The organism is Persicitalea sp., from assembly GCF_041751555.1.
GTDB lineage: Bacteria > Bacteroidota > Bacteroidia > Cytophagales > Spirosomataceae > Persicitalea.
Genome location: NZ_JBGSXF010000644.1, coordinates 1 through 9936, shown reverse-complemented (window position 1 = coordinate 9936; position 9936 = coordinate 1). Strand labels below are relative to the sequence as shown.

General features: G+C 47.4%; 15 protein-coding genes and 1 pseudogene. 5 read left to right on the top strand and 11 right to left on the bottom strand.

Annotated elements, in window-relative coordinates; all coding sequences use genetic code 11:
• Together ACEW8P_RS22705 and ACEW8P_RS22700 are read right to left on the bottom strand one after the other, a co-directional pair.
• Positions 1-379: ABC transporter permease (locus tag ACEW8P_RS22705; RefSeq protein ID WP_373515354.1), on the bottom strand; the 379-nt coding region annotated here is incomplete at its 3' end.
• 21 nt (positions 380-400) lie between these two features.
• The gene (locus tag ACEW8P_RS22700; protein WP_373515353.1) at positions 401-826 is read right to left on the bottom strand and encodes a DUF3471 domain-containing protein; all 426 of its coding nucleotides are present in this window, start codon (positions 824-826) and stop codon (positions 401-403) included.
• Between the two features lie 162 nt (positions 827-988).
• Between ACEW8P_RS22700 and ACEW8P_RS22695 the strand changes: the two genes are divergently transcribed.
• Positions 989-1138: a hypothetical protein gene (locus ACEW8P_RS22695; protein ID WP_373515352.1), complete on the top strand. Its 150-nt coding sequence runs from the start codon at positions 989-991 to the stop codon at positions 1136-1138.
• Positions 1139-1286: 148 nt separating this feature from the next.
• Here ACEW8P_RS22695 and ACEW8P_RS22690 read toward each other — a convergent pair whose 3' ends face one another.
• From ACEW8P_RS22690 to ACEW8P_RS22670, 5 genes are all read right to left on the bottom strand, one after another.
• Complete coding sequence (locus ACEW8P_RS22690; protein ID WP_373515351.1) at positions 1287-1874, bottom strand: RNA polymerase sigma factor; 588 nt, start codon at positions 1872-1874, stop codon at positions 1287-1289.
• A gap of 26 nt (positions 1875-1900) precedes the next feature.
• Positions 1901-2260 (bottom strand): DUF6249 domain-containing protein, encoded by a 360-nt coding sequence (locus ACEW8P_RS22685; protein ID WP_373515350.1) that lies wholly within the window; start codon positions 2258-2260, stop codon positions 1901-1903.
• A 302-nt stretch (positions 2261-2562) separates the two neighbouring features.
• Positions 2563-2889: a hypothetical protein gene (locus ACEW8P_RS22680; protein ID WP_373515349.1), complete on the bottom strand. Its 327-nt coding sequence runs from the start codon at positions 2887-2889 to the stop codon at positions 2563-2565.
• Positions 2879-3013 (bottom strand): hypothetical protein, encoded by a 135-nt coding sequence (locus ACEW8P_RS22675; RefSeq protein ID WP_373515348.1) that lies wholly within the window; start codon positions 3011-3013, stop codon positions 2879-2881. Before ACEW8P_RS22675 ends, ACEW8P_RS22680 begins: the two co-directional genes overlap by 11 nt.
• A gap of 63 nt (positions 3014-3076) precedes the next feature.
• The gene (locus tag ACEW8P_RS22670; RefSeq protein ID WP_373515347.1) at positions 3077-3283 is read right to left on the bottom strand and encodes a recombinase family protein; all 207 of its coding nucleotides are present in this window, start codon (positions 3281-3283) and stop codon (positions 3077-3079) included.
• A gap of 231 nt (positions 3284-3514) precedes the next feature.
• Between ACEW8P_RS22670 and ACEW8P_RS22665 the strand changes: the two genes are divergently transcribed.
• The 4 genes and pseudogenes from ACEW8P_RS22665 to ACEW8P_RS22650 all read left to right on the top strand — a co-directional run bounded on the left by ACEW8P_RS22665 (position 3515) and on the right by ACEW8P_RS22650 (position 4937).
• Positions 3515-3796: a type II toxin-antitoxin system Phd/YefM family antitoxin gene (locus ACEW8P_RS22665; RefSeq protein ID WP_373515346.1), complete on the top strand. Its 282-nt coding sequence runs from the start codon at positions 3515-3517 to the stop codon at positions 3794-3796.
• 21 nt (positions 3797-3817) lie between these two features.
• Positions 3818-3985 (top strand): annotated as a pseudogene (locus tag ACEW8P_RS22660) (integrase); the annotation flags it as partial.
• Positions 3986-4233: 248 nt separating this feature from the next.
• Positions 4234-4524 (top strand): hypothetical protein, encoded by a 291-nt coding sequence (locus tag ACEW8P_RS22655; RefSeq protein ID WP_373515345.1) that lies wholly within the window; start codon positions 4234-4236, stop codon positions 4522-4524.
• Complete coding sequence (locus tag ACEW8P_RS22650; protein WP_373515344.1) at positions 4524-4937, top strand: putative toxin-antitoxin system toxin component, PIN family; 414 nt, start codon at positions 4524-4526, stop codon at positions 4935-4937. Before ACEW8P_RS22655 ends, ACEW8P_RS22650 begins: the two co-directional genes overlap by 1 nt.
• 168 nt (positions 4938-5105) lie before the next feature.
• On the opposite strand, the gene ACEW8P_RS22645 is transcribed toward ACEW8P_RS22650, so the two are convergent.
• The 4 genes from ACEW8P_RS22645 to ACEW8P_RS22630 all read right to left on the bottom strand — a co-directional run.
• On the bottom strand, positions 5106-5645 hold the full coding sequence (locus ACEW8P_RS22645) for a plasmid pRiA4b ORF-3 family protein (RefSeq protein ID WP_373515356.1): 540 nt from the start codon (positions 5643-5645) through the stop codon (positions 5106-5108).
• Positions 5593-5769: a hypothetical protein gene (locus ACEW8P_RS22640; RefSeq protein ID WP_373515355.1), complete on the bottom strand. Its 177-nt coding sequence runs from the start codon at positions 5767-5769 to the stop codon at positions 5593-5595. Before ACEW8P_RS22640 ends, ACEW8P_RS22645 begins: the two co-directional genes overlap by 53 nt.
• A gap of 618 nt (positions 5770-6387) precedes the next feature.
• Positions 6388-7983, bottom strand: coding sequence for an SCO family protein (locus ACEW8P_RS22635; RefSeq protein WP_373515343.1), 1596 nt, complete (start codon positions 7981-7983; stop codon positions 6388-6390).
• Positions 7961-9936: tyrosinase family protein (locus tag ACEW8P_RS22630; RefSeq protein ID WP_373515342.1), on the bottom strand; the 1976-nt coding region annotated here is incomplete at its 5' end. The genes ACEW8P_RS22630 and ACEW8P_RS22635, both read right to left, overlap by 23 nt.

Below are 9936 nucleotides of genomic sequence, written 5' to 3'. Positions count from 1 at the left end.
AAAAAAAGCTTTCCTCAAAAAACGGCTGTCCGCTCGAGTTCTCCCCCTGGGGGCTGATGACGATGCTGTTGCCGAAGGTACCTGTCAGTCGGGCGAACCCTCTTACTTCCGGAAAATCCGCCGCGAGACTTGGCCCCGTATTCCGGTAGGTGGTCGCTCTTTGTGATGTGAGCTCGCCCTTCCGGTAGTGGTCGTTTCTGATGCGGTAGATGTGATCGGCGTTCTCATGAAAGCCGTCGTAACTACGCTCTGACTGAGCATAGTGCAGCAGCACGATCAACGAGGTCACTCCCAGCGACAGACCAATGATGCTTACGAGCGAAAAGACCTTGTGAGCCCTTAGGTTTCTCCAGGCGATGATTAGGTAGTTACGAATCATGAGTGCGGTTATTTTATTGTGTTACTGAATTTTGTTTCCATTCATCGTGCCCTTACGCTCGATGACAATGGTCAGTGAATTGACCTTTCCGTTTTTATCTCGCTCGAATGTGAATTTGGCCGGGGCTGTCTTGGCATAAAATGCGTCCTTCTTCTCTTTTTCCGGAAAGAGCTCTATGGTACCGACTCCGGAAAGATTGCCCAGCAACTGCTGGTCTTTGTATGTTAGTGTGAAGGTCGTGCCATTTCCCAAGTCATATACTCCCAGATAGTCGTCATAGGCTGCCGCTGCCTCGTGTATTGGTGGGGGAAAATTTTCACTTTCAGTACCAGTTTCGGAATTCGGATGCGCCCTGAATCGGAGGTGATTCCAGTTTGACGGGATTCCCGGTAGTAGCGCCGGGGAGAGATTCGCAAAAATCATTGCGCTAAATAGTATCGCTTTCATTGATCTTCATTTTTCGGTTTGAAATTCGGTTTGGTATAAGAGATTATCTGTGATCCCCACTAGTAGGTCAATCGGCTGAACTGCCTACCAGCCAGTTGAAAAAGCAGAATTACGGCCAATGCCAAAAGGAGGGGGGATATCACATACCATAGGTCAATACCCATGAAGACGGACAGCAAGTACTCACTAAAAACAGACGGTACAGTGGACGGCATCATTTCGGAACTTTCCGTCCAGGGCCAGGGCATCGATATAAGTAAAAATGCCGCCATCAATGCCATGATGGCTATTGGAAACCGCAACGGGCGCTGAACCCTAATTTTTGCGGACTTCGTCATCAAAAACTTTGCAAGCGCCTTTTCGGAAAACGCTTCCGTAGGTACCTCCGTCAAAGACACTTTAAGCAGTTCGGCCAACAGCTCATCGCCTCTTTTTTCTTCATTATTAGGATTCATCTTTTTCATAGCAAACCAGTTGTTTCATCACTTAACAGCTCTGAAAGTTCCGTATGTAGTTTCTGTCTCGCCCGGTGGAGGCGCACTTTGATCGTGGAGGGGTTCCAACCCGTAATGGCACTGATCTCCTGAATCGTATTCTCGCAGGTGTAAAATAGGGTTACCACTAACTTGTCCGTTTCTGAAAGCTTTGAAATCGCCATCTGAATATACTTTTCCTGATCTTGCCTGATGAGCTTATCGAAGCCATTGGCGTATTCGTCGGGGATCGCATGCTCATAATCCGGGCTTTCTTCCAGGTATTCCAGCTCGATACGGCCGCGCCGGATACTGGTCAGGGCCGTGCGATAGACGATCCGGTAGAGCCAGGTGGAAAACTTGCCCGCCCGGTTGAAACCCCGCAACGCCTTGAACGCCTTGACAAACGAATCCTGAGCCACTTCTTCGGCGTCTTCCCGATTGGGTACGATGCGCAGGGCGATGGTGAATGCAAAGGTTTTGTACTTTTCCAGCAGGTGCCTGTAAGCCGACTCATCGCCTTTTAAGGCCAGGTCAATAATAGAGTCCTCGGAAAAGTGCGCACTATCTGTCATGCCCTATCGGGATTCAAACTGCCCGACTATTGCTTGTTGATTCTGCGGTTGAGAAAGTAAGCGACCGTCATCGCGGTTCCCATAAAAAGCGTTACCATGGATATGTACGCTTGGGGATAATTCCTGTAATCGTTAGGATTGTAGTTGATTAGCAAGTATTTCTCGAAGAAGAAACCGCAGACCACGCCAATTGAAAACCCAATGAATACAAGACCCGCGCTAAGTAGCATCAGGTTTTGCCTTCGCAGGGTTTTTCTGAAAAAATCGAGGTCCAGTCCCGAGTCGATGAGCGCCGCGCGCTCTTTGTATCGGTACGTCAGGTGGGTGTAGACCATACCGAAAATGGTAAGGCAAACCGCAATTATTACAAAGTATGAATAGGGCATCAAAAGGGTGTTTGATTATATACTACACCCTTAGACTACGAGTTTTGAGAACAGGTTTCACATGAAATCCAATTATTTCGGTAGTAAGGTCAGATAATCTTTGCTTGGCGTTTGCGGCTAGAATTGTTTTGCAGGTTTTAGAAGGGCATCGGTATCGCGCGAAGTAAGTGTGGATCTGAGGCATACCGCCGAATAGTAACAACAGAATTATAGCAAACCAATTGTAGCCGTTTTATTGGAATAACTCTTTATCTATTAACCCCTATACGCTATAGACATTCCGTGAGAATGTAGAAGCTCTCTCAATAGTTAGGACTGTGATAATCTATCACGTACGCGAAAAGCTCCGCCACACGCTGCACTTGCACTGCCTGGAACTGTTTGCCGCGCCGAGTGAGGAAACCGTAGCTGTTGAGCGCAATGGCAATAGCTGCCCAGGTCTGGCCAGAAATCCGTATGGAGTTGGCCAGCGCGGCCGCGCGGATATTATTCTCGTCCTGGCGGGCGTTCTGCCGCCTCGCTTCCCTGCCCTTTGCGATGGCCTCCGGGGTCAGGTTCTCCGGGGTACCCAGCACCACGCCCCGTATCTTCAATTCGGCCAATGCTCTTTTGGTCCTTTCAGAAATCACCTCCCGCTGGTGCGCCAGTCCGATCGTGCTGCGCCATGGTGGCCATGACCCCAATGGTGACCGTATTGGCCTCGGGCATATCGACGCAGACGAACGCCACACCCGAATCGCGAAGGGCGAACACGAAAGCGACGTTGCGGGAAAGCCAGTCGAGCTTGGCGATCAGCAAGACCCCCCCCTTTCTCTTTCAGTGCTCGATGGCCTTCATCAGTTCGGGGCGGTCGTTGCGTTTGCCCGACTCGATGTCGGTGTAATCCCCGATTACCTCCCCGCTGCCGCGGAGGAAGGATACGATGCCAGTGTTTTGCGCGCCCAGACCAAGGCCCGAAGCACCCTGGTATGCAGTCGAGACGCGGTAGTAGGCCACCCTCAAAGGGGCGTTAAGATGTTCCACGGTCTTGCTGTTCTGGTCTGGCGAGCAAGATAGCCAGCTTTTACATCATACGAACGGTCGTTTGTATAATGTGAAAGCCATTTTCTGATGATACTTTCAGCAGTTTTATAAGGTATTGACTGAAAATACATTTCGTGCGATTCGTAGCAAACAATCGTTAATGGCTGTTTATATATAAGTGAAAAATGTGTAAATTTGTCACAAAAATTGAATAAGTAATAAAGTATACTTTTGTTTAAAACGTTATTTAATATAAAAACGATGAAAACAGACAAAATGAACAGCGTGACGGCGCAGGAGATGCGGGGCCAGCTATCGGACCTTTTGAACCGGGCGGCCTACGCCCGCGAGGGCACGCTCGTCACCCGGCAGGGCAAGGCGGTCGCCGTGCTGGCGCCGGTCGGGGACTGGGAGCATTACCTGGAATTGAAAACCGCCGACCGAAAGCGCCAGGCCGACGCGGACGACCCTACGACTCGGGAAGGTGTCGGCCTGGGCAATGGAGGGGAATGAGAGGTTCAGGCTGGGGGTGGTTCGGCCCACTCGCTGTGGGCTTCCTTCGTGACGATCGCCAAACTGAACGGGGCCGACGACTCGCAGATCATGCAGCAGACCAAGCACCGCACCCGTACCATGTTTGACCGCTGCACCCGCGTCCAGCTGGTCGTCCGCAATAACGCCGCCATGAAGCTGGGGCTTTAAAGGTACACTTCGTGAGAATCAGAGTACGCCGCCAAATTAGATAACCCCAACTGTCTGGGTCAGATAGGAAATCAAAACCTCTTTTCGCCCTGGATGGGCCATTCGGAAGGATTCTGCATATAGGCAAGCTTGAACTTTCCCATAGCCTGGGGTGCGCTTACCTGACCAGGCATAGACTGGAAATGCTTCTATGAGAGTCACGGGGAAAAGTGTATCTTTGACTGGTAAAGGCCCTAAAAGGGATAAAATTGGAGACATATAAAAAGAAACGAGAATACATGCTGACTTCACCTTCACCACTTCGCCTCAACGAGGCCCAAGTCACCCTGCTTGAACTGTTTCAGCATCGTCAGATGTCGGCAGAGGAGTTAGAGTCCCTCAAAGACACCTTGGTCAGCCACCTTACCCATGAGCTGGATCAGGAGATCGAGCTGGTTATGAAAAAGAAAAATCTGACCCCGGCTGACATTGCCAAGCGAACGGAATCCATGAATGAGAACCGGACGGAATACATCAAGAAAGCCCGCCTGAGGAACTGATGAAGGCCGTCATCGATACCAACGGGCTTCTGAATTCAATCCCTAAGAATTCCGCCAAGCGGTGGTTGTACGATTCCTTCGTTGCCAAACATTTCATCTGGGTGTTCAGCAATGAGATCGTATCGGAATATTCGGAAATGATTGCTCTGACGTACAGCGAGCGGGCTGCGGAGATTGTCGTATCAACCTTGCTGGCGGCTCCCAATACCCAACGCTTCGAGTCGTTTTTCAAGTGGCAGTTGGTGGGGGCCGATCCTGACGACAACAAATTCGTGGATTGTGCGATCGGATCCAACGCCGATTATTTGGTTTCGGACGACCGGCACATTCGGGCACTATTAAAAGTCGAGAATCTTTTCCCTCCCGTTCCGATCATTACGTTTGAGCAATTCCGCGTAATAGTGAGGGGATGACCGGGTATCTCGTAGGAATGCAGATCCTCGTTAGAAATGAAACGAAACCGCGGAGGGTGAAAAATAGCGGCGGCCGTTGCACGGTTTAGGGGTGGGGACATGGGGAGAGCATAAAAAAGCCTGTATCAACTAAACCACTAGGTTATCTTGATACAGAGGGCGGCCCTGTTAATCATCAAAATAAGTGTCGTAGCCGCCCAAGGCTTTCCAAAATGTGCAGTCACCCTTTTTTTGATACAGTTTAGCCAGAGCCCTGTTCATTTTCTTCCTGTCGAACTCTTCGCTTCGATGCTTGAGGTACCACCAGGGCGCGTTATCTAAATCAAGGTCTGGAACCTCTCCGTTCTCGATACTTTCCAATATGTTTGATAACGTTTCCTGAATCCAGCTGAACTGGCCGATCAAAGCATCCTGGTAGGCATAGGGGCCACCAACATCTTCCGGAGGGCACGCCCTACGCCCAGCTGTGCAGATTGGGTGTCGGTAACCGGGTCTGACATTCTCAACCATCTCGACCCGGACTTCGTGTTGCCAGTAATCGCCGAAATCATACACATAGGAGTACTTGTCGCCCGCCCTCAAACCCAAATCTCCTATGTGGACTTCGCATGGATCGTCACGAAAGTAGCCACCGCCGTTATAGGCGATCCCATAATCAACTCCCCAGATATGGAAGGTGTGCAGATGTTGGTTCCCCCAGCCCATCATCAACGGTACGCCGTCGCGGTTGTATCAAGTGATGCAGCTCTGCTAGGTGGGTATTGCCGTCAATGATAAAGCGCCGGTAGATCATCGGCGATATATTCAGGATGTGTATCTTTAAATGATACATGGCAGTTCGAGGATCAACGGCAACTGGCTGGATGACATTTTTTGCTTTCATGACAAGGTGGGGCCGCAAGGGTTTAAATCCTTATCAAGTTACCAAAATATCAATTGCCCCACACTTTTTGATGCACTCGAAAGTCAATGCGGGGCCGCCCGTGCGGCCGCAAAAGAGAGTTTTTGGTCGATACCGGTGGGCGCTTATGGGCTGTTGATGTGCATGCGGCAAACGAGGCTGACGGCCCTTCCTCACTACCCTTGATAAGCGACATCCTATGGTATGGAGATCGGGTTGAGAGGGTATTTGGTGACCAGTCGCATGGGGGCGTTTTCGCCAAGGAATTGTCAAAGTGGGGCATTGATTTTGAGAGGGCTTCGCGCCCAGAATCGGCTCGCGGGTTTGTACCCGTGGCCAAGCGGTGGGTCGTTGAGAGAAGCATTGCCTGGACGAACTTTTTCCGACGGATCGTGAAAGATTATGAAATCACCGTATCTTCTTCGGTCGGTTGGCTACTTCTGGCAAATATTCAGATCATGTTACAAAGAATCGATACAGGCAACCAAACATAATTCCCAAACACGTTCTTAGTAAATGGACCGCAGCCGCAGACGGTAAAGAATTACTCTAAGGAGTTTTTAGTTTATGAAATATTGATATAGCTAAAAAACAAACTTTCGACCAATTGTCAAATGAAAGACTATTCAGTATAGCCCCGATAAAAATTAGTAAAATGCCCAGAATGGCCATAAGTGGGATTGGAAGAAAATATCCTAAGCCCACGAACGAGACTCCTATAAGACTTATCCAAAAAGGTATCAGTCCATTCCTAGCTTTTGATTTACTGTAGAGTATTATCGAGTTAAAAATCATAATCATCATAATCACTGGCACTAACCATGGGCTATAGGGAATACTTTGGATACCTGAAATTCCCAAGGCGCTGAGATATGCAGCCCAGCAAAAAGGACATTTTGGAAAAAAAGCTACCACCACAGGGAAAGCTACCTGCTGCACATTATTAACGATTTTTAGTAGCCAACTGCGCTTTGATGATTGATTAATGACATTATTAAGGTCGCACGTTACTTTGTCAACTTCCCATTGAAGGCGTGTGTAGATCGTTTTGATACGCCCGTCCTGATCAAAGATGTACAGCTCAAGCCTGTGTTGGTTAACAGTAGATGATACATGATTTACACCCAGTTGGAAGAAATCAGAAAGCGTAACAAAATCTTCCGGGCGCGTTCTTAATACATGCACATTGGGACCAAAGGTCATGCCCCTGTTTTCACCAAAAGTACGCATTTTAGCAGGGGTGTCATAACCCGGATCATAAGTGATGGCAATGAGGTTTACCTTGTCTTCGAGGTCCATTTTTGCCAGTTCTTTTTGCAGCCATCCCATTTTGTTAATGGTAAGGGTGCATTTGTTGGGGTTCATACAGCGGGTGTAGAAAAAGGACACGACTGTGGGCTTTTGGCCTATTACATTTGCCAAGGCCATAGTTATGCCATCTTCATTTTCCACTTCCAGGTGCCCGATGCTGCTAATGGTACGTCTGCCTTTAGGCCACCATGTGGCCCGGCTTTCGATTTTTCCTTTCACATCGCAGCAGCTTAAGTCCAGCTCGCGTTCATCTGCCTCAATAGCGTTAATTGTTGTTTGAATTTCTTCCTGCATTTCGGGAGTAAAATCAATACTATTCTTTAGAAAACTATTTAGCTCAGGTAACGCAGCTTTTGCATATCCTTTAAGCCATTGCAACGTGCGGAAAATTTCGAGCTTACCGCTGGATGGATGGCGTAATGGCCAGGTAGGCTTAAACTCTGTAAGATCCAGACTGTCATCGTGAAAGCGTAGGTTGTGCAGGGCCTGGATTAAAAAGTTTGCATATTCAGCCTTGGGCCTTTTGCTGCCCCGCAGGCCCTTGGCTGCGGCTGCTATTATATAGGCGTTTCTGCCGTTTTGCAATTCATCCAAAATAAAGTTAATGGCCGAATCGGGCATTCCCACTTCTGCAAAAGAAGCTAGGGCATATCCTTTTATACGGTTTGCTTGGTAGGCCGGTCGTTCATTATAAACAGCGTGCCGCTCAGACAGAAGTTCTACCAAGAAGGTGCTCGACAGCCCGCCGCTTCGAATGCTGTCCAGCACCTTTGCTATTTCTTCATCTGTGCTATTCTTTGTTAGTTGAACATTACTCATTGTCGTTTCCTTCAAGCCTGTTCAGAAGTTTAGCCGCCATTTGTTCTATGATAGTAGGGCCGACGGAAGGCGCGGCAGCCAGCAATTCAAAAGAACTGCGGAAATTCGCCTTGTTGCCAGTAGATGGGTCTACCACCTGTTTCAAGGTGCTTTTCAGGCCTTCATTTTCTTTCAGCCGGTTTACATCGCCGGTGAAAGTGAGCATATTTAAAAGTCCGGTTTTAAAGTCAACTTCGTCGGGATCGGGGCTACTGCTTCTGAACAGCATAATATCATCGCCACTTTCAGGTTCTGCCACGATTTTTTCCGCCACCGCATTCATAGTTTCATGATCTAAATGATGAAGCGACAGCGCGCCTGCTTCCCTGATTTTGAAGTTTTCATCAATGTCTTGTACCACTTTTTTAAGTAGTTCAATAGCATCGGGATCGTTCCCCAGTCCTTGTATGGCGGCTTTTCTTACTTCTGGGTCGTTGCTTTCTTCAAAAAGTTTACGGAACAGGGCAGCGTGCTGGGGTTTGGTATTTTGCCTTAAAAAGAAGATGGCATCTGTTTTTGAAATGAATTCGCTTTGTTCTTTTTTCAACTCAGAAATTAAAAAATCCTGTACGATTTCATCTTCACTAGCGGCCAGAATATCAATGGCTTGAAATCTAAGCTTTCGATTTTCATCAGTTAAAAGTCCCCTTAGTATATCAAAAAAACGTGGTTTTCTAGAAGGGAAGTGCCTGTTAGATCTTTTTGCCGCGAATACGTCAAGAATTAACTCTGATCTTAAATTGTAAGGCTCTGATGGGTCCGCAATAATATTAATAGCTGTATCTAGGAAAATTTCACTTGTTTCATCTATTAATTCAATTGACTTAATACGGCTGTGCAAATCTGCCGTTTTATCACTTAAATTATATAGTGCTTCGGTTTGTTCGTCTTTATTATTTTGATGTGGTTGATTCTGACGTTTTGTACTACTCACATTAATCTGATCATATGGTTTTTTATCACGGTCAAAATAAGGAATACAATCATAGTCAAACCCCAATGCAGGCATATTACTGAGTCTGCCCTGGTAGTCTATAGTGCTTTTCACTGTTATTGGGCCGTCTGGGTAATTTGAGGCGGCTGACTCCGGAAAGTCAATGTTAATCTGAGGCACCGAACCCGTTCCGTAGTCAGGGTCCATACTACTCCATTTCCTCATTGGCCTGCTTAAAGCAATATCCCAATCCCACGGCCAGAGCGTATCTTCTGCAAAGTTGCCAATGTCGTCATTATTTGCAATGTATATGCCATCTTCATCTGCTGTTTCTAACAATGCCCATTTCGCTCCTCGCTCGCCAGCATATTTATTTTGAAATGGATAAGTATTTACCTGATTGCCATCATAACGATTATGTTTTTCCTGCCACAATGCCCATAGCCTGTCTACATTACCATGCATCATAAAAAAAAGAGGGTCAACTGGATCTCTTCCAACGTCAACAACATGACCGGTAAATGCGTTGTGGGCTTGATTGTGAGATCTTCGCTCTTCAAATCTTGACCAGTATAGAAAATACTCGCTGGAATCGGGTCCGTCTATAATCATTGATTCCGTGTATATTCGGTCAGGCTTACCTACTGCTGGGTTTATTTCTTTATATGCTCTTCTCAATGGTCCCCAAACAGTGTGTTCCACGTAAGTTAATAAGGGGTTCATCAGGTCAAATGTGGGACGTTTAATTTCGGCTACATCTTGGTCAAAGTCGTCGCTTTGTTTTGTTTCTCCCACAAATTTTGCTGTAAATACTCTATCAGCCATCTTGTCAAATTTCCAATACGGAATAGCTACACGCGGATCGATCTCTTGCAGTTCTCTTTCCAAATGGATCTGAAAGACTCTGTGCCATGGATGAAAGGAGGTGCGTCTATGTACTTCATTGGCTGCATCAAACGTATGCATAAGCGCTATTTCATGCAATAGCTTACTTG

Bases quoted from the DNA above. Each gene is read 5' to 3' on its own strand.
- ACEW8P_RS22700 (WP_373515353.1), bottom strand. From the start codon at position 826: ATGAAAGCGATACTATTTAGCGCAATGATTTTTGCGAATCTCTCCCCG.
- ACEW8P_RS22695 (WP_373515352.1), top strand. From the start codon at position 989: ATGAAGACGGACAGCAAGTACTCACTAAAAACAGACGGTACAGTGGAC.
- ACEW8P_RS22690 (WP_373515351.1), bottom strand. From the start codon at position 1,874: ATGACAGATAGTGCGCACTTTTCCGAGGACTCTATTATTGACCTGGCC.
- ACEW8P_RS22685 (WP_373515350.1), bottom strand. From the start codon at position 2,260: ATGCCCTATTCATACTTTGTAATAATTGCGGTTTGCCTTACCATTTTC.
- ACEW8P_RS22650 (WP_373515344.1), top strand. From the start codon at position 4,524: ATGAAGGCCGTCATCGATACCAACGGGCTTCTGAATTCAATCCCTAAG.
- ACEW8P_RS22645 (WP_373515356.1), bottom strand. From the start codon at position 5,645: ATGATGGGCTGGGGGAACCAACATCTGCACACCTTCCATATCTGGGGA.
- ACEW8P_RS22640 (WP_373515355.1), bottom strand. From the start codon at position 5,769: ATGTATCATTTAAAGATACACATCCTGAATATATCGCCGATGATCTAC.